The organism is Chitinophaga silvatica, from assembly GCF_003419895.1.
Classification (GTDB): Bacteria; Bacteroidota; Bacteroidia; order Chitinophagales; family Chitinophagaceae; genus Chitinophaga; species Chitinophaga silvatica.
Genome location: NZ_QPMM01000006.1, coordinates 45,795 through 63,961, shown reverse-complemented (window position 1 = coordinate 63,961; position 18,167 = coordinate 45,795). Strand labels below are relative to the sequence as shown.

Annotated in this window: 20 protein-coding genes; 5 read left to right on the top strand and 15 right to left on the bottom strand. The window is 40.3% G+C overall.

The annotated features are described in order from the left end of the window. Positions 1–19: 19 nt before the first annotated feature. A complete protein-coding gene (locus tag DVR12_RS11390; protein WP_116975806.1) occupies positions 20–3,199 on the bottom strand; it encodes a TonB-dependent receptor domain-containing protein in 3,180 nt (1,059 codons plus the stop codon). 27 nt (positions 3,200–3,226) lie between these two features. After that, on the bottom strand, positions 3,227–4,144 hold the full coding sequence (locus tag DVR12_RS11385) for a FecR family protein (protein WP_116975805.1): 918 nt from the start codon (positions 4,142–4,144) through the stop codon (positions 3,227–3,229). A 100-nt stretch (positions 4,145–4,244) separates the two neighbouring features. Here DVR12_RS11385 and DVR12_RS11380 point away from each other — a divergent pair, with 100 nt between their 5' ends. Continuing rightward, positions 4,245–4,919, top strand: a complete 675-nt coding sequence (locus tag DVR12_RS11380; protein WP_116975804.1) for a DNA alkylation repair protein — start codon at positions 4,245–4,247, stop codon at positions 4,917–4,919. A gap of 155 nt (positions 4,920–5,074) precedes the next feature. After that, entirely contained in the window at positions 5,075–5,401 is a 327-nt protein-coding gene (locus DVR12_RS11375; RefSeq protein ID WP_116976209.1) for a DMT family transporter, read from the top strand. A gap of 28 nt (positions 5,402–5,429) precedes the next feature. On the opposite strand, the gene DVR12_RS11370 is transcribed toward DVR12_RS11375, so the two are convergent. Beyond that, positions 5,430–6,602, bottom strand: coding sequence for a chloride channel protein (locus DVR12_RS11370; protein ID WP_116975803.1), 1,173 nt, complete (start codon positions 6,600–6,602; stop codon positions 5,430–5,432). Positions 6,603–6,783: 181 nt separating this feature from the next. Here DVR12_RS11370 and DVR12_RS11365 point away from each other — a divergent pair, with 181 nt between their 5' ends. The 3 genes from DVR12_RS11365 (at position 6,784) to DVR12_RS11355 (ending at position 8,336) form a co-directional block, all read left to right on the top strand. Then, on the top strand, positions 6,784–7,344 hold the full coding sequence (locus tag DVR12_RS11365) for a protoglobin domain-containing protein (RefSeq protein WP_116975802.1): 561 nt from the start codon (positions 6,784–6,786) through the stop codon (positions 7,342–7,344). A 36-nt stretch (positions 7,345–7,380) separates the two neighbouring features. Further along, entirely contained in the window at positions 7,381–7,638 is a 258-nt protein-coding gene (locus DVR12_RS11360) for a DUF2024 family protein (protein WP_116975801.1), read from the top strand. Between the two features lie 89 nt (positions 7,639–7,727). Next, positions 7,728–8,336: a MarR family winged helix-turn-helix transcriptional regulator gene (locus DVR12_RS11355; RefSeq protein ID WP_116975800.1), complete on the top strand. Its 609-nt coding sequence runs from the start codon at positions 7,728–7,730 to the stop codon at positions 8,334–8,336. A gap of 5 nt (positions 8,337–8,341) precedes the next feature. Here the strand turns inward: DVR12_RS11355 and DVR12_RS11350 are convergent, their stop codons facing one another. From DVR12_RS11350 to DVR12_RS11295, 12 genes are all read right to left on the bottom strand, one after another. Then, complete coding sequence (locus DVR12_RS11350) at positions 8,342–8,815, bottom strand: GNAT family N-acetyltransferase (RefSeq protein ID WP_116975799.1); 474 nt, start codon at positions 8,813–8,815, stop codon at positions 8,342–8,344. Positions 8,816–8,841: 26 nt separating this feature from the next. Then, positions 8,842–9,057: a hypothetical protein gene (locus DVR12_RS11345; RefSeq protein WP_116975798.1), complete on the bottom strand. Its 216-nt coding sequence runs from the start codon at positions 9,055–9,057 to the stop codon at positions 8,842–8,844. 59 nt (positions 9,058–9,116) lie between these two features. After that, entirely contained in the window at positions 9,117–9,689 is a 573-nt protein-coding gene (locus tag DVR12_RS11340) for a DUF420 domain-containing protein (RefSeq protein ID WP_116975797.1), read from the bottom strand. A 94-nt stretch (positions 9,690–9,783) separates the two neighbouring features. Then, positions 9,784–10,455, bottom strand: a complete 672-nt coding sequence (locus DVR12_RS11335) for an SCO family protein (protein ID WP_158563254.1) — start codon at positions 10,453–10,455, stop codon at positions 9,784–9,786. A 70-nt stretch (positions 10,456–10,525) separates the two neighbouring features. Further along, positions 10,526–10,936, bottom strand: a complete 411-nt coding sequence (locus tag DVR12_RS11330) for a cytochrome C oxidase subunit IV family protein (RefSeq protein ID WP_116975795.1) — start codon at positions 10,934–10,936, stop codon at positions 10,526–10,528. A gap of 69 nt (positions 10,937–11,005) precedes the next feature. Continuing rightward, positions 11,006–11,680 carry a cytochrome c oxidase subunit 3 gene (locus tag DVR12_RS11325; protein WP_116975794.1) on the bottom strand — a complete coding sequence of 225 codons (675 nt, stop codon included), beginning with the start codon at positions 11,678–11,680 and terminating at the stop codon, positions 11,006–11,008. 27 nt (positions 11,681–11,707) lie between these two features. After that, entirely contained in the window at positions 11,708–12,274 is a 567-nt protein-coding gene (locus tag DVR12_RS11320) for a cytochrome c oxidase subunit 3 (protein ID WP_116975793.1), read from the bottom strand. Positions 12,275–12,291: 17 nt separating this feature from the next. Then, a complete protein-coding gene (gene cyoE / locus DVR12_RS11315) occupies positions 12,292–13,206 on the bottom strand; it encodes a heme o synthase (protein ID WP_233522316.1) in 915 nt (304 codons plus the stop codon). 107 nt (positions 13,207–13,313) lie between these two features. Continuing rightward, complete coding sequence (locus DVR12_RS11310; protein ID WP_116975791.1) at positions 13,314–15,125, bottom strand: cytochrome c oxidase subunit I; 1,812 nt, start codon at positions 15,123–15,125, stop codon at positions 13,314–13,316. 112 nt (positions 15,126–15,237) lie between these two features. Further along, entirely contained in the window at positions 15,238–16,278 is a 1,041-nt protein-coding gene (locus tag DVR12_RS11305; protein ID WP_116975790.1) for a cytochrome c oxidase subunit II, read from the bottom strand. 61 nt (positions 16,279–16,339) lie between these two features. Next, positions 16,340–17,539, bottom strand: coding sequence for a quinol:cytochrome C oxidoreductase (locus DVR12_RS11300; protein ID WP_116975789.1), 1,200 nt, complete (start codon positions 17,537–17,539; stop codon positions 16,340–16,342). Between the two features lie 40 nt (positions 17,540–17,579). Continuing rightward, positions 17,580–18,167: a c-type cytochrome gene (locus DVR12_RS11295; protein ID WP_116975788.1), complete on the bottom strand. Its 588-nt coding sequence runs from the start codon at positions 18,165–18,167 to the stop codon at positions 17,580–17,582.

Below are 18,167 nucleotides of genomic sequence, written 5' to 3'. Positions count from 1 at the left end.
ATTAGTATTCCTTACTTAATTAAAATCTATATGAAATAGTAGTACTAAACGCTCTTCCAGGAGTTCCTCTGAAATTGATAAAATCTTTACCCTCCTGATATTTCATATCTGATTTACCAACATCTTTCCATTGGTCGGGATACTCGTTAAAAGTTTTTTCATAGATAAGGTTGAAGCTATTCAACAGATTAGAGATGCTGAGTTTTGCTTCTAATCTATTCTTCAAAAACTTGAATGCTACTTGTGCATCCAGCGCTTTCAATGGTTGTTCGTATAAAGAAAACTGCCAGAGATCAGCTGGTCTGAAAGTTCTGTTAGTTACATAGTTATAATTCAGGCTCAAAGACACTATTGGCAGATCATAAAATAATCCGGCATTCAACATCAGATTACTTGCTCCACTTTGTGGTCTCGGTTCTTCATCGCCAACGGTTTCTTTAAGATGTAATTTTGCAATATCATCCGGGTCATGAGTTACCTCTGTTGAAAGTCTTCTTACTTTAGAATCCATATACGAGAAATTACCGTATACCGTGAGGTTCTTAAGCACAGGGAGTTTCGTAAAAGCAAATGATTTACGTAGTTCAACTTCCAGCCCTTTATTAACTGCCGATTTATTATTCTTCATTATATAAACCCTGTTGCCTCCCTGTTTATAAATCTCCATGGGATAAGCCATATCTTTTTGGTAAAGCGAAAAAGAAATTACATCTCCGGGAGCAGGATACCATTCATATCTGAAATCATAGTTCTTAATATTGGTAGAATGCACTACCCCTTCTGCCCAATAATCGCCACCCAATTCAAAATCATATTCACGGAAGTAAGAAAGTTCTCTGATATCCGGTCTGATAATACTTTCAGAATAAGCCAATCTGAAATTCATTGCAGGAGTAAGGCTGTATGTTAGGTTCGCTGAGGGAAAGAAACGAAGATTCGGTTCTCTGTTATATAGTTCACTTGCATCAATCGGTCGGCCAACTTGTCCGCTTTGCGCGTCTATTGTTTCCTGTAACATACTGTTTACATCATTCAGATTATAATACTCTGCTCTTGCCCCCCAAACCAATCTGAATTTGCCCCATTTATTATCCAACATAGCATACCAGGAACTTAATGTAACATTTGCCTTGAAGTCTTTACCTCCATCTGTCAGTTTAGTAGTGGTTGATGAATCTGTAAAATACTCATCCAGTGGAATGTAATACTCAGACCCCATGGCCCTTGATGATGAATTTGCTACATAAAAAGTCCTATCTTTATTCCAACCGGCCGATCCGATTTTTGCAATATTTTTAAGAGGTCCTAAGTCGAACGGTGCTGAAACAGCTATATCCCAGTTAAAATTCTTCTCTCTGGCACGGCTATACCAGCGCAGGGTACCTTCTCTACCAGTTGTATACGCACCTCTCACACTTAAATCGGTAACTGCATAAGTAGAATCCTTGTAATAATTTCCCATATAGAAGTGATTGTCTGGCCTTAATTTATCCAATGTTGTATAGCCTGCCAGCCACTTTACTTTTATACCTTTATTACCGATGAGATGCTCACCTTTCAACTGATTTTGTAATATTTTACTAACTGTAGTAATATCCTGTAAACGCATTGTATTAGGGCCTAAATCATCATGCGTACCATATCCCATAGTCAGTTGCTGATCTAGTACCTGCAGGTAAAGGCCCTGAAAACTGATTTTATGCTTTTTATTTCTGTATCCTACTCCCCATAATCCGTTAATATTAGTAGTGAATCCATATCTCGAACCATTAAACAGCAATGAATCTTTACCATCTCCTCCAGTTCCAAGCATAAAGCCATCGCGTGATGACGTTACATCCTGAGTTGCAAAAGTGTTTCTGTATCCTAGTGAGGCAACAAAACCGAAATGGTTATTGAATACCTTTCCTCCACTAAAATTAAAGTTGGGAGAAAGCGGAGCTTTCATGTAAGTAGGAATCCAGTTGTTCTCGAAAAATGGTTTGGATTTATCGGCTTTATCACCGGCAGCAACCAAATCTGCTTTGGTTTTCCAGTCAGTAGATCCCAGCCATGCGCGATGGGTCGAAACTTTAGCCAGGTATTCCTGACCTTCCAGTGGGAGCGAAAAAAATGTTTTACCGGTTGTTTTGTTGTTATAACTTCCGCCAATGGAAGCATTAAAAAAATCTTCAGTAGGAATATCGGTGGTATTTACTTCTATCAATCCACCTCCAAACTCAGCACTTCTATCTGGAGTCAGGGTTTTTACTACCGTAACATTTTCTATGATGTTTGTTGGTATAATATCGTAGTTGAAATTTTTTCTATTGAGCTCTGTGCTTGGCATTATCTGTCCGTTCAGAATTGCCTGATTGTATCTTTCACTCAATCCTCTCACTACCACATACTTATTTTCAAGAGTAGATAATCCGCTTACTCTTTTCAATGTTTCACCTACGTTCTTATCGGGAGTACGGCCAATCTGCTCCGCACTGATCCCATCACTAATTCCGGCATTATTCTTTTGAATAGCATATAATCCCTCAACAGAATTACGTTTATACGTTGCTGTTACAGTAACTTCCTTTAGTTTAGAACTGTTATTTTTCATTACAACATTCAGGGGCACTATAGCTTTAGAAGTAACAATTACATCTGTTACTGTCTTTTGATCGAAAGATATAAATGAGAAGGTAAGTGTATAGGTACCTGGTTCCAGCTGCAGATCAAATGTTCCATCGATATTGCTTACTGTACCCGTTCCATTGCTTGCCTGAATACTAACTCCGGGTAATGGTTCGTTTTTAGTATCCAGTACTTTTCCTGTAACCCTGCCATTAGCTCTGTTGGCAGGTTTATCGGCTTTCCCTTTCTTCAGTGCAATAGTTTTTGAAGTAGTTAGTTCTATGTCTATTGGTGCATTATTATCGAGATACTCCAATACAGTACTTACAGGTGTTTCAGCAAACTTAACGGCACCTACAGAGCATTGCTGCATAAATTCGGGATCATATACAAAGGTATAGGGTGTTTGTTGTTGCAATGCCTTAACAATATCCAGACCATTTGACTTATCGAACCGTATAGAAACTTTATCATTCAAGGATTTGTATGATTGGGCATAAATGCTGGTAGTAGCTATCGATAGTAGAAGTAAAGCCAGTGTTTTTACAGGCATACGCTTCCCTCTACAAAATCTTAGTAAAGATTTTTGCATAATTCTTATTTAAGAAAATTGATTAGTTTATTTTTTTATGTTGATCAGGAATGTGTGATCGTTTGTCTTTTTTAAATCGAGATTGTGTACATAAACCAATGCTTCCAGAATCTCATTTACAGAGGTATTTATCTTGAATTCTCCTGATACCTTTTTTGTTCCCAATGTTTTATCTGCCAATACAATTTCTTTATTGAACCGTTGGCTTAATCGCGTTACAGCATCAGCAAGTGAAGTTTTATTAAAGATGATCTTATCATTTTTCCAATCCAGGATTTCGTTGCTATCGAAAGGTTTGATGACAGGCCTGTCGTTTAACGCATGAGTGAGCATTTCACCGGGATGCAAAATCTTTGTGAATCCATTTTCATTTGTCACGGCTACCTTTCCTTCCAGCAGGCTTACCTGTATACTTCCATCAGCCAGGTTATTGGTAGCAACCTGGAAGGTGGTACCTAATACTTGTGTAGTAAGGTGACGTGTATGAACATTAAAAGGTTGATCTGATTGTGAAGCTACTTTAAACAAGGCTTCTCCCTGCAGCCAGATTTCCCGGCCCTGTTTATTGTATGTTGTATTAAAAGCAAGTTTACTATTCGCATTCAGCCAGATTTCAGAACCATCAGGGAACTTGTATAGTTTTGCCTTATTGCTGTTATTATAGATGGTATCTGTTGCCAGGGCAATGGTGGCTGTTTGAGCAGGTTTATTAACCAGGAAAAAACATAAAATACCGATTACTGATGCAGCAACTGCTGATGCAGCAGCATACCAAAGCTTGAATACTCTGGCTGGCGGATTATTAACCTCCATCCAGGTATTTACAAGCACTGCATCCAATTCTGGATGTTCCTTTTCTTCAAGGTATGCCTCTACCAATAGCTGTTCTTCCTCTGTGCAGGTGCCTTTAAAATACTTTTCCAGTATGGATTTGCTGATGTTCATACAAATAGAGTACGAATCAAAAAAGTAAATGGCCTATTGCAAATACCGGAGTTAACAATTTGGTAATGTTTGACAATTCTTATGCCTTATCTTTACTGGTATGGCAACATCGTATTTCGATCACATCAAACACATACTGGAAGGAGCAGCCAACAGTGAAAATGCTGGCCCCATGAAAGCATATATGAGAAATCAGTTCGAGTTTCTGGGCACTAAAACTCCTGAACGTAATGTGGCTTTCAAATCTTTGATTAGCAATCATGGTCTTCCGGCCGCAGATAGTATGCACCAGCTGATCACTAAGCTGTGGCAACAACCGGAAAGAGAGTATCAATATGTTGCAATGTCATTATTGGCAAAGATTCATAAACAGTGGACAGAAAAAGATATTGCATTATTTGAGTTTATGATTGTTAATAAATCGTGGTGGGATACGGTAGATGCTATAGCTACTCTACTGGTTGGGCCCTGGTTTAAAAAGTTTCCGGCATTTCAACCTGCTACAACAAATAAATGGATTGATAGTGATAATATGTGGTTGCAACGTGCTGCTATCATCTTTCAAAATGGTTACAAGAAAAGTACAGATGAGCAGTTGTTGTTTAGGTATATTATTCAATGTTCGGCCGACAAGGAATTTTTTATTCAGAAAGCAATTGGGTGGGCCTTGCGTGAATATTCAAAAACTAATCCGGCCAGTGTCAAAAAGTTTGTTAGTAATACTACATTGGCACCATTAAGTAGCAGGGAAGCACTAAAGAGAATTATTAAGTAAAAAATGCTATCTTCGCCCCATGCGTTTTACTTCATTTGGCATATCAATTATTTACGCAGTTTTCAACTACGGTCTCTGATCCTCCAGGGAACGATATTTCGCGCATTCTATTTCCTAAATTATTTATTTATTTTTTCACTTATAAATCTGGTATTATGCCTTGGTTATTCCTTGTCATTGGTGGATTATTTGAGATTGGTTTTACTGTATCATTGAAGTATTCAGAAAACTTTACAAAGCTGTGGCCATCAATAAGCTTTGCGATATGTATTAGTTTGAGCTTCTATTTCCTTAATAAAGCTATTAACGGTGGATTACCTATTGGTACATCCTATGCTGTGTGGACAGGTATTGGCGCTGCAGGTACTGCAATTGCCGGTATGTTGTTCTTTAAGGAGCCTGCAGTTTTCTGGCGTCTGTTCTTTTTAGTTTTATTGATTGGGTCGATTGTCGGATTGAAATTTGTTTCAGATAATCATTAATGTTTTGGGAAGAAGCATAAGGTTGATCTTATGCTTCTTCTATTTTATGTTTCTTTCTTAATATTAATAGAGGCAGGGAGTAAGAGACTATCGCAACCATTATAATTGGAAGCGTTACTTCCCATTTGTGCGTTAATTCCAAAGAAAAAATTATAGCAGCAACTACACCTCGAGAGGTTCCTGCCAGCATAGCAGTCATTCCTAACAACACAATGAGTCCTGCATCAATTTTTATTGCAGGAAATATTAATTGTAACAACACTCCTGCAAATAACGCAAAGGCCCCTCCGCTTAAAAGCAATGGAACAATACCAGTTCCTGTTTTAAAAAACGAGTTATATAAAATCCAGGAAAGCCATTTCAGAATGGCCAGGGAAAAAAGCATAAATAAAGTTACGCGGGCATGTAATAAAGCGTCTAAGTAGCTATATGTATTATTGACTCCCGAAGGAGAGTAGTAATAAATTAAAGTGAGTGCCAAAGCAGGAATTAGCAACCACCAATAGTTTTTTTGTTTCAGATAGTTTAGCGCTCTTGTTGTTAATTTTGTAAGGCTTATTGTTAATGTAGCCCATAATCCCATGATGATACCAATAGCAATGTAGATATTCCAGGTAAATTCATTGGATGTAATGGAAGTAGTAAATACCGGAATGGAATCGTGAATCAGGTAACTAAAAGCAGCGCCAATAGTGCTTCCTATAACTATGGGCAGTATGGAAACTATTGTCCATTCGAGCAGCCAAACTTCCAATGCAAAACAAAGAGCGGCAACAGGAGCGCCGAAAGCTGTAGCAATTACTCCTGCTATTGCGCTATAGTAAAAGATAGTTTGATCCTGTTTGGTGAATTTATTTGCCAATGCCTTACTAAAAATGAAGCCGGAGGTTTCAAGTCCTAACGGTGCTCCAATTGTGGTAGCTATGGTAGCCCCGATAAACTGCAGGAAGGCAGGTAGATAACGATCGATTAAAATCCATATGCCAGTAGCCAGTAATGGGAAATAGAAGGGTAGTTCCCAATCGGAGTTCAGTTGTTTGATTCCCCACAGGCAGCCAGCGGTAAATAATGAAGCGCAAAAGCTAATAATGGCAGCTATTCCCAACTTCTTAAAAAGAGGGAGAGATGTAGATGATCCGGTCTTAAATACTGGCGCTATTCCAGTGCCAATTCTGTTGATGTTATAAAATATATTCTGCATATAGGGTTAAAATAAACCACATTATCAAAACTATACAGTTATTATCATATTCACAAATGATATTTGTATAATATAATCAGAAAGAAACGTATAAATAATAAATTCATTTTATAATTTTTTTAGTTAGGAAGCCTTATAATATATTTGTATTAATGCAGAGGAGCACCAAAATCTATTGTCTATGACTGATATTTCAAATCAGGGCCCTGATCAACCTCCTTCCACTCCAGATGTTCAAACCCTGGTGCGTATTAAGCGAATGCTTTTATATACATATGAGGATGAGCAATATCTGGTTAAGGCAGGAGAGATATTACAGCCTTATGTTGAAGACATATTGAATGAGTGGTATGATTACTTGTTGACCAATAACTATCTGTCTATTTACTTTAGCCGGAACGGGCAGCCAGACCAGGCATATTTAGAGGCGCTACGGCCACAGTTTCTGCAATGGATAACAGTTTTGCTAAAGGGGAGAACCAATAGTGAGTGGTGGCAACTGGAGGAGCGTATTGCAGCTTTAATGGAAAAGAATAATGATCAGGATTCGGGAAGCTTACCACTTATTTATTTACGATACCTGACAACCTTTGTATATCCGATAGTAGGATATGGCAAGCATTATCTAGATCAATCCGGTAAGGATAAGAGAGAAATTTCGCTGATGCAGCAGGCCTGGTTTAAAGCAATATGTTTTAGTGCCTTGTTATGGGTATATCCGTCGGGGCAGCGGTTTGAATAGATTTACGCGATTTGATGGAAACCAAAATCAATTCTTATGGAAGTAGCAGTATTTGATACCTACGTAAAAAAGAAAGATGGGAGATACCTACACTTTAATATCATTGTGGGTAAAGACACACCATTTGAAGAGGTTTTAGGGTATGGAAACAAATACTTACAGGTAAAGGGTGTCAATTCTGCAGGAATCCTACATAAAGATTGCCGTTTCTGTCATTTAACGGCTATTATTCCCAATTGGGAGCTCCAGATTAAGGCTGAAGGGTACTATGTACACGAATTAGAAGGCTGTTAAAATAGTTTGTAATTCCACTAATATGCTATTTCCCACCATACATTTATATTGTACCTTGCCCCATTAACTATTAAGGACAGCAAGAAAATATGGGGAAAGTTTCCACATTCAGCCCCGCACAGCAGGCAGAAAACACGTCTAGTAAGGTAGTGGCCTCGCTGGAGCGATTATCAGAAGCATTCCGCGTACTATTATGGCAGGAAGCAACTCAGTATGGATTAAGTCCAATACAGATTCAGGTGCTTACATTTTTACTTCATTATCCTGAAGAAAAGCGTACTGTAACAACTTTGGCGACCTATTTCAACATGACCAAAGCAACGATCAGTGATGCAGTAAAATCGTTAGAGCAGAAAAACTACCTGACTCGCAAGCCTAGTCCAACTGATACCCGTAGCCATACTTTACACCTTGTAAAGGAAGGACGGGCCATTGCTAAAAAAGTAGAGCGTTTTGCAGATCCGTTACAAGAAACGGTAGAGCAATTGTCATCTAAAGAGCAAATCGGATTGTTAGAGCAATTAATGCAATTGATTCACAAACTGAATCAAAGAGAAGTTATTTCCACTCAACCAATGTGTTTTAACTGCCAGTTTTACTCAGAGAAACGCGGACATTATTGCAACGAATTAAAGACCTCCTTAAATCAGGGTGGGCTGCGTGTAGATTGTTCGTCATTTGAGTTAAAAGAAGAGTAGCCACGTTATTGCTTCCTGGGCAACTGACAGGTCATTTCATTTCCTCCGGAGATGAAACCAAACTTTTCGTACAATGATTTGCCAAGATCACTGGTATGTAGACTTACTTTACCGGTATTGCGGTCTTGTGCCTCTTGCAGAACCATCTGCAATAATGTATTTGCGATGCCTCTACGTCTGTAGTCTGGTAACGTATATACATTTAAGATATAGGCAACCTTACCTTCTAAGTTGTGGTACAGTGGTGGCTGATTATAGAATACTATACCAGCACTGGCCACAGCTTTTTCATCACTTATAGCAAACCAGTTTACAAAATTTTCTTTGGGAAGATGTTCCTGCAGATAAACAGACAGGTGATCGGACAGGCGATGATCCTGTGTTTCATCGGCATTAGGGTACATTTCTTTCAGGAACTGAATACGAAGATTGATCAGTTGCGGGATATCTTTAATATCCGCTTTTCTATAGGTTATCATAGTTAGTTTGGGTTATCCCGGGGCAATTAAGCTTCCCTGTTACTTCTCCACCATCTGAATGCCAGGAAGCCAATAATAACCAGCGGGGTTAGCGCTAACATTAAAATACCATTATTAAGCCCTTTTGCCGGACCTTCTCCAAGTTGTTGTGCTGTTTTAGTACAAAGGGAACATTGAGCCATTGCAGCTACATTGATCAACATAAAAATTCCCGTTAATAAAAAAGCACTTCCCCTTTTCATGATATACTAATTTGAATACAAAGTTAGACGTTCTGGTGCAATTAAGTTGCCGAATTCCATTAATGGTAATATGGAGAAATCATGATATACACAATTACACCTGTAACTGCCACATAGAACCAGATAGGCCAGGTAATACGTGCAATTTTACGATGGCGTGGGATATCGTTCTGAAATCCGCGAAGCGTGGTAAATAATACCAATGGTACGATTACACCTGCCAAAACAATATGTGTAAGTAATAAGAAGTAATAGAAATAACGGATACCTCCCAAAGCAGCTTTTTCAGCAGCATCCAATACTCCGTTGTGGTCCAGATCTCCAAACTTGGTTTCCGGTGCCAATGAGTGATAAGTCACATAAGACAATAGAAAAACTACCGACAGGGCAATGGCAATGAGGTTAGTAGTTTTATGAGCCTTTACATGACCATTCTTGATAAAGTAGAGGCTAGCCAGTAATAATACGGCTGTAGATGAATTCAGAATGGCATGAAATAATGGGAGTATCTTCACATCAAAGCCAGGATGAAAATCGGGCTTTGGTAATACAAACAGTAAAGCCACCAGCACAGGAATCACAATTGAAACGATCGTAATCGGTGTATTGAGATTTTTATTCTTCAACTCCATTTTCTGCAATTTTTATTTATGAATTACGGATTTGCGAACAAGATAGCTTAGTATCTTCCCACAAATCCGTAATTAAATTAGTTTTATTAATAAATCAGTTCTCCATTGAAAACAGCTTCTTGAGGAAGGCGATAAATCCCGGACGATGTCTGTCCTTTGCTAAATGCAATGTGGCTATGTCGCTGGCAACTCTTTTGATATCGTTAGAATCAAGACCGTTGTAATATCCTCTGATATTTCTGTTTTTATCGATCAGAACCAGTTTTTCGGTGTGAATGAAATCATCTGGTCCACCATCTCCCTGAGTAACTGATACAAAGAATTCGTTTCGAGCGAGGTCGTAGATTTCTTTTTTGCTACCTGTAAGCAGCCACCAGTTATCTGGGTTGATCTGATGTTGATAGCCGTACTGACGTAATTTATCAACAGAATCTCTTTCCGGATCTACTGAAAAGGAGAGGATTTGTAAAAGCGTATCATTTTTAATGTACGCATCCTGTACCATTTTCAGGTTCTTCGTCAGTGTAGGACAGATAGAAGGGCAGGAGGTAAAGAAGAAATCTACCAATAACACCTTTCCTTCGAGATCTTTCATACTAACTTCCTGGCCTAATTGATTTTTCAGGCGGAAATCTTTTACCTGATGAAAAACACTGTCATAGGTAACTTTACCATTGTTCCGGATAGTATCTACTTTTTCAAAGATATAATATCCTGGAACCGGAACCACATTTTTACCGTAGTGATCTACAATGAGATAACCCAAAAGCGGCACCAAAATGGCCAATGAAACTCCTAATAAAGCCCTGCGAGAAATGATCCTAAAGTTTTAACTATTAATAATGACCTGGTTTTTCAGCCGGAGCAACAAGTGGAGCTTCCACCGGAGTACCAGTTTTCAGGTTTTGACGTAAATGTTTCCATGAATCACCATCGTATAGGAATGCGATGATAAACCAAACAAACAGCAGTAAAGGCATTAAAACACTCATGATGAGGTTTTTGATTTCATGACCTAAGTGCATGAATTCAGCAACGATATAGAATGCTTTAAATAAAGTAAGAATAACGAATACACCATTCAGCGCTACTCTGGGCAGGAAGCCAAATTCGAGGTGTAAGAAGGCCAATCCTACTTCAACTACAGTGATACACAACAGGATCCAAAACGTTCTCCAGATGGTTTTGGTAGTTGAATCCCCATGATGAGCTGTTTCATGTCCTTCAGCAGTATGTGTATGCTCCATTACTATTTAGATTAAAAAATTCGAAAAATCAGATTTCAATTAAATGCTTCTTGTCTTTTGCTATTATGCTTAGAGCAGGTAGAAGCAAGTGAATACGAATACCCAAACCAGATCTACAAAGTGCCAGTACAGACCTACTTTTTCAACCATTTCGTAGTGTCCTCTGTGCTCATAGGTACCTTTCAGTACGTTAGCGAGGATTATGATATTCAACACTACACCGGAAGTTACGTGTAAACCGTGGAAACCGGTGATAGTAAAGAAGAAGTTAGTAAAGTTAGTAGAAGCTTGTGTTCCATCAACGTTAGGGAAAGGATTACGACCCCACCATGCACCTTCATGGAATAAGTGTGTCCACTCCCAAGCCTGACAAGCCAGGAAGCAAGCACCGCCGATGATAGTCCAGATAAGCCATTTTGCAACAGCTTTCTTATCATGCATTTTACCGGCATGTACGGCCAATACCATGGTTACAGAACTCATGATCAGGATGAAGGTCATCAAGCTCACGAACATTAATGGTAAATTGGCGTGCCCCATCCCAGGGAATGACTTGAACACTTCATTAGGATCAGGCCAGGATTGGCTGGAAAACCGGATTGTACCATATGATATCAATAATGCGCCGAAAGTGAACGCATCTGATAGCAGAAAGAACCACATCATCAACTTGCCATAGCTCACATTAAAAGGAGAATATCCTCCGGCCCACCATTTTTTCTTCGCTGTAACTGCTGTATCCATTGTTAGTTTTATAAAATTTTACAAAGTTTATCTGGCGATACTCAAAAAAATCAACAAGTAAATCCATAGTACATCTACGAAATGCCAGTAAGTAGCGGCCACTTCAATAGGTACTGCACTATAGGTACGGACGCGGGTTCTGTATGCTCTGGCAAACATTACCAGTAAGGCTACCACCCCTCCTAATACGTGCAACATATGCACACCTACTATTACATATATAAAAGAGGCAGATACCGGCCCATTAAGAGGCAGACCTACGTTCTTTAATTGTACGAACCCAATCCACTGACACACCGCAAATGCCACTCCTAAAATGGCTGTAATGGTGATCAATCTCTTGTAATTCCTCATATTCCTTTCCTTAAATTGCTTTAAAGCAAGGTGAATTGTTAGACTACTGAGCAAAATCACGGCAGTAGACAACCAAAAAATATGAGGCAATTCGAAAGCTAACCAATTTGCCTGTGATCTTTTAACAACGTAAGCGCTTGTAAATCCGATAAACATCATGGTAATACTACCCATGGCAATCCATAGGCTGTATTTATGCGGATGTATTTTTTTACGTTGTTCTAATGTCATAGTATTCATCACTCCTCCAATTTCAATTAAGCTTTATCCAGCAATTGCACTAGTTGTACTATAGTCAGGTAAATGTATGATCCAAACATCAATTTACGTGCTGCCGGCACATCATTCTTTCTGTATAGATTAATTGCTCTGTAGAAAAAGAATAGTCCGAGTACAATTGCAACTATCGCTGAGGTACTACCGGTGATCCCCAGTTTAAAAGGGGCAATACCGGCAGGAATTAGCAACAGGGTATAGGTAGCTGCCTGAAGAGCAGTGTATTTATTAGGTTCTCCGCTGCCTGGCAGCATTTTGAAACCAGCTTTTGCGTAATCTTTATAGGCAATCCAGGCTATAGCCCAGAAGTGAGGGAATTGCCATAAGAATTGAATAGCGAATAAAGACCATCCGCCAATGCTCAGTTCGTTAGCTCCTGCAACCCAACCAATCAGGGGAGGCAAAGCACCAGGAATAGCTCCTATTAATACAGAGAGGGAATTCCATTTTTTCCAGGGAGTATATACAAAACCGTATAATACCAGAGAAATCAGACTAAGTGCAGCACTTAACCAGTTGAAACTGAATCCCATAATCAGGGTACCGCTCACACCGGTTACTACAGCCAGCATAATTGCTTCCATATCGCTCATTCTGCCGGAAGGCAGCGGGCGAACGGCTGTACGGGCCATTAACTTATCTGTATTCTTTTCCCAGATCTGATTAATAGTGTTGGCCGATCCTGAAACCAGCAAACCACCTGCAAATAATAAAAGAACTTTCACCCAATTGAACTCAATCGTCGGCACCAGCAGATAACCTACTACCGATGAAAATACCACCATAAAAGTGAGATTAAACTTCATTAACTGAGAGTAATCTTTCACTTTGCTGGCAATAACGTACGATGACGACAATTTTATGGTGTTTTCTTGCAACATTTTTTTTCTAGCCACATTCCGGAATTAAAAATCCGGAACAAATTTACAAACTCCACTGAGAACAAAGTTCCGGAAGAACGATTTTTCTTGAAGAAACATCATCCTGCCGGAACCAGAAAATATTAGTGTGTTGCCTCGTTCGGGCCAATAGGCTCGGTTTGAGGAATGAAATCACGTCCGTCTTTACTGTAATCATAAGCCCAACGGTGAACTTCAGGAATTTCACCAGGCCAGTTTCCGTGACCAGCGTGAATAGGAGTAGTCCATTCCAGAGAAGTTGCTTTCCATGGGTTCATGGTAGTCATCTTTCTTCCTTTGAAAATGCTGTAGAAGAAGTTGAATACGAACAGTAATTGAGTTGCAAATACGATGATTACCACAATACTGATAAAGTAATTCAGCGGTCCGAACTGGTTGAAAGAAGCCCAGTTAGTGTAATCAAAGTATCTTCTTGGCATACCGGCCATACCTTCGTAGTGCATTGGCCAGAAGATCAGGTAAGCACCAACCAGGGTAACCCAGAAGTGAATATAGCCAAGTGTATTATTCATAAAGCGGCCATACATTTTAGGGAACCAGTGGTAAATACCGGCAAACATACCAAAGAATGCAGATACACCCATTACTATGTGGAAGTGCGCGATTACGAAGTAGGTATCGTGCAGGTGAATATCGATAGAAGAGTTACCCAACCAGATACCTGTCAGACCACCGGAGATGAAAGTGCTCACGAAACCGATAGAGAACAGGGAAGCAGGGGTGAAGTGGATATTACCTTTCCAGATGGTAGTAATCCAGTTGAATACCTTGATAGCTGAAGGTACAGCGATCAGGAGTGTCAGGAGTACGAAGAACGCACCCAGGAACGGATTCAGACCAGTTACGAACATATGGTGCGCCCATACCAGGAAGGCCAGGATACAGATCGCAAACAAGGAACCCACCATCGCAAGGTAACCGAAGATTGGCTTACGGGAATTAACCGCAAGTACTTCAGACACCATACCCATTGCAGGGAGGATAATGATATATACCTCAGGGTGACCAAGGAACCAGAATAAGTGTTGGTAAAGAATAGCGCTACCACCCTCATTTGCCAGTGCTTTACCTGCGATAAAGATATCAGACAGATAGAAGCTGGTACCAGCGTGACGGTCCATCAACAACAGGATGAAACCAGACAACAGAACAGGGAATGATAATACACCCAGTACCGCGGTGAAGAAGAATGACCAGATAGTCAGAGGCATCTTAGTCATCGACATACCTTTGGTACGCATATTCAGAATAGTAGAAATATAGTTCAGACCACCCAATAACTGAGATACCACGAACAACGCCATACTAGTCAACCAAAGGTCAACCCCGATTTTAGAACCGATAGATGCATCGCCCAGCGCACTCAGCGGAGGGTACATCGTCCAACCACCGGAAGCCGGACCTGTTTGTACAAACAGGGAAGCCATCATCACCAGGCTAGCCAGGAAGAAGAACCAGTAGCTGAGGCAGTTCATAAATGGAGACGCCATATCGCGGGCACCTACTTGCAGAGGAATAAGCAAGTTTGAGAAGGTACCGCTCAATCCGGCAGTCAATACAAAGAATACGAGAATAGTACCGTGCATTGTTACCAATGCATAGTAAGCTTCCGCTGAAATACGGCCACCTTTAGCCCAGTGACCCAGGATGCTTTCCAGCCATGGAAAGGTTGCATCCGGAAAACCAAGTTGCAAACGGAACAGAACAGAGAAGAAAGCACCAATGATAGCCCAAACGATACCAGTGATCAGGAATTGTTTGGCGATCATTTTGTGATCCATGCTGAAAACATATTTCGAAATGAAATTGTCTTCATGATGGTGCTCATGATCATGATGATCATGCGCTCCGTGCATTACCTCCTGTTGACTGTGCAATGTTGCTTCGTTACTCATAATCGGTTCGGTTTATTATAAACTAACGCCCGGGAAGTATCGTCGTTTGTCAGTTCGTCTTTATTGTTTTTAATTGTACTCCGTCAAAAATTCTTCTACACAAAATTATGGCTTACTTAATGTTAGCAGCCACAGTTTTTTGCGTGGTATCTGCTTTTGGCGCTTCCGGTGCAGCTGGTGCAGGATTTGCCAGATCATAAGCAGATTTTTGGCTTGTTACCCATTTGTCAAATTCTTCCTGGGTTTCAACCACGATTACACCTCTCATGGAGTAGTGACCGCTACCGCACATCTGATCGCAGGAAATTTCGTAGGTGAAATCAGGGTTACCTGTTTTCTCTTTCATTTCCTTGGTAGTGAACTTAGGAGTTACCCACAGGGTAGTAGGAATTCCAGGCACCGCATCCATCTTCATACGGAAGTGAGGTAAACCAACGTCGTGGATTACATCGCGGGAACCAATGATCATTTTTACAGGTTTGCCAACAACTAAGTGCATTTCTGTAGGAATGAAGTCATCTTTACTCAGTGGATCGGTCCAATCAACACCCAACTCATTTCCTTTAGCAGGATCGATTTTACTGAATTCGCGGCGACCTAATTGTCCGTCTTTTCCTGGATAACGATAAATCCAGTTAAACTGTTTACCGGTGATTTCAACAACCATAGCATCTTTTGGTGCTTCGGATGTTAACTGGAACCAATGTTTCAGACCGAAAGCCACCAGAATCGTCAATGCGATTGCAGGGATAACTGTCCAGATAATTTCCAGTTTATTATTATGTGGAAAATAAAAGGCTTCTTTTCCTTCTTTTTCCTGGTATTTAAATGCGAACCAGAAAAGCGCGATTTGTGTAAGCACAAACACCACACCTGTGATGATTAATGTTACATAAATGAGGTTATCAACACCTTCTCCTTGAACTGAAGCAGATTCGCCAAGGATTTTGCCTTTCAACAAATCATTGCACCAGTAAACTCCGATGAGCCCCAGCACCAGGAAAGCTATTAGCAGGAAACCATTGATACGGTTACTCTGTTCACGTGCTTTCTTTTCTCCCTTCAATATGGACACATATTCGCTCGCCTTCGCAATCTGGAAGATGACTATGAATATGAGAACAACAACTAAGACTGCTAAAAATCCTGACATTGCTATATGAAATAATTAAGTTATCTAATGATTTTCTATTGTCTGTGATCCTTAAACACCATTAGGTGTGGTGAACAATACTTTCTTTCAGGTAAGGATGATTCTTTGGTACCAAAGGAGCTTTAGTAAGCTGATTGGAAACCAGGAAGATAATCAATCCAACAAATCCGAGTCCAAGTCCAAATTCATACCAAGGGAATGACAGGTGCTTAACGGTACCAGGGTAAACCATCTGCCAGAAATCGAGCCAGTGACCGAAGATGATCACGATAGCGATGAAAACTATTGCAGTATAGTTACGTTTAGTATCCCTCTTCATCAGGAACAACAACGGTGTAATAAAGTTAATCAGGAGATTCAGGAAGAAAATTGGTCTCCATTCGCCCCAAACGCGAGGTTGGAAGTACTCAGTTTCTTCAGGCATGTTTGCATACCAGATCAGCATATACTGGGAGAACCAGAGGTAAGTCCAGAAGATACTGAAAGCGAACAGGAATTTACCCAGATCGTGCAGGTGTTCTTCAGTTACAAAAGTGAGGTAACCGTGTCTTTTCAGGTAAACAACGAAAAGTGCGATTAATGCTACACCGGATACCCAGGTACTAGCGAAGGTATACCAGCTATACATGGTAGAGAACCAGTGTGCATCGATACTCATTAACCAGATCCAAGGAGTGGTAGAACCAACGCTAAGGACAAAGATCGCCATGAAGCCACCGCAAACAACGGTGTTTCTCCAGAGGATTTTACGACCGGTTTCGCGGCTCATATCCCAGCTATCTTCCTGGATTGACATTTTACGGATTCTGATGGTAAAGATGATCCACAGTGCTAAAGTGATAACAGTAGCAATGGTAAAGAATCCTTTATTCAGGAAAGCTTTTTTCCAGCTCAGAATTGGGTCGTGTGCAACGTGTTCGGCATTGATCCAGTGGTAGATATCTTCTCTTCCACCGAAAATAAGGATCATCACAACGAGAAATAGAATGACTGCCAGAACAGGCACAGCCATTGAAATAGCTTCAGGAACACGACGGAAAGCAATTTGCCAACCACCTTGTGCCAAGGTAGTAGCAGCTATAAAAAAGGTGCTTGCCAATGTAATCAGCAAAAAGAAGCTGCTGTTTTGCAACAGACCGGCCCAGAACCGTGTCTCACCCTTAAACGCAATTAATCCGATCAATAACGTCAGCAAGCCTACTCCCATCAACACGAAGCTGGTCTTCTTTAATCTTGCCGGTACTACAAATTGGTCTTTCATTACTGTATATTAAAATACTTTTGAAATGCTGTTAATCTCTTTACTTAGCTGAGGTAGAATCACCTGCAGGAGCGGCAGCGCCTGCTTTTTTGCTTTGAATATACGCCACTACTTTCCAGCGTTGTTCTCTGTCGAGTTGGCTGGCGTAGCTACCCATCATATTATATCCATAAGTGATTACATGGAAAATGCGGCCTTCAGTTAATCCGGCTTTAGCACCAGCAACCAGGTTGGCAGGAGCTGCAGGATAAGGACCTTCACCACCTTTATAGAGAGGACCGTTACCATCTAAAGCAGTACCATGGCAGATACCACAATAGATATTAAATAAACGTTCACCTTCTTGCAGGTCGGTTCCTGTAATAGTTAATGGATTTTTGATCAGATTAGCTTGTGCAGTATCTGATTCTTTCAGGTGGTATGGCAGAAGTTCTCCTCTTTTTACTGTTCCTTCCACTGGTTTCAGAGCTGACAAACGAGCACTATAAAACTCATACGCACGGGATTCATACATGTCGGGCATATAAATCCTGCCGGGCTTTCTGTTGTGCTCCCCTCTGTTACAGGCTGCCAGGAAAGCTCCAGTTGCCAATGCGGCTACAATCAATATGTTGGAAGTCCTTTTCAT

Coding starts and splice junctions, on each gene's coding strand:
- DVR12_RS11350 (WP_116975799.1), bottom strand. CDS start 8,815: ATGATAACCTATAGAAAAGCGGATATTAAAGATATCCCGCAACTGATC.
- DVR12_RS11330 (WP_116975795.1), bottom strand. CDS start 10,936: ATGGAGCATACACATACTGCTGAAGGACATGAAACAGCTCATCATGGG.
- DVR12_RS11390 (WP_116975806.1), bottom strand. CDS start 3,199: ATGCAAAAATCTTTACTAAGATTTTGTAGAGGGAAGCGTATGCCTGTA.
- DVR12_RS11360 (WP_116975801.1), top strand. CDS start 7,381: ATGGAAGTAGCAGTATTTGATACCTACGTAAAAAAGAAAGATGGGAGA.
- DVR12_RS11365 (WP_116975802.1), top strand. CDS start 6,784: ATGACTGATATTTCAAATCAGGGCCCTGATCAACCTCCTTCCACTCCA.
- DVR12_RS11385 (WP_116975805.1), bottom strand. CDS start 4,144: ATGAACATCAGCAAATCCATACTGGAAAAGTATTTTAAAGGCACCTGC.
- DVR12_RS11295 (WP_116975788.1), bottom strand. CDS start 18,167: ATGAAAAGGACTTCCAACATATTGATTGTAGCCGCATTGGCAACTGGA.
- DVR12_RS11345 (WP_116975798.1), bottom strand. CDS start 9,057: ATGAAAAGGGGAAGTGCTTTTTTATTAACGGGAATTTTTATGTTGATC.
- DVR12_RS11325 (WP_116975794.1), bottom strand. CDS start 11,680: ATGGATACAGCAGTTACAGCGAAGAAAAAATGGTGGGCCGGAGGATAT.
- DVR12_RS11355 (WP_116975800.1), top strand. CDS start 7,728: ATGGGGAAAGTTTCCACATTCAGCCCCGCACAGCAGGCAGAAAACACG.
- DVR12_RS11300 (WP_116975789.1), bottom strand. CDS start 17,539: ATGAAAGACCAATTTGTAGTACCGGCAAGATTAAAGAAGACCAGCTTC.
- DVR12_RS11320 (WP_116975793.1), bottom strand. CDS start 12,274: ATGAATACTATGACATTAGAACAACGTAAAAAAATACATCCGCATAAA.
- DVR12_RS11340 (WP_116975797.1), bottom strand. CDS start 9,689: ATGGAGTTGAAGAATAAAAATCTCAATACACCGATTACGATCGTTTCA.
- DVR12_RS11310 (WP_116975791.1), bottom strand. CDS start 15,125: ATGAGTAACGAAGCAACATTGCACAGTCAACAGGAGGTAATGCACGGA.
- DVR12_RS11305 (WP_116975790.1), bottom strand. CDS start 16,278: ATGTCAGGATTTTTAGCAGTCTTAGTTGTTGTTCTCATATTCATAGTC.
- DVR12_RS11380 (WP_116975804.1), top strand. CDS start 4,245: ATGGCAACATCGTATTTCGATCACATCAAACACATACTGGAAGGAGCA.
- DVR12_RS11375 (WP_116976209.1), top strand. CDS start 5,075: ATGCCTTGGTTATTCCTTGTCATTGGTGGATTATTTGAGATTGGTTTT.
- DVR12_RS11370 (WP_116975803.1), bottom strand. CDS start 6,602: ATGCAGAATATATTTTATAACATCAACAGAATTGGCACTGGAATAGCG.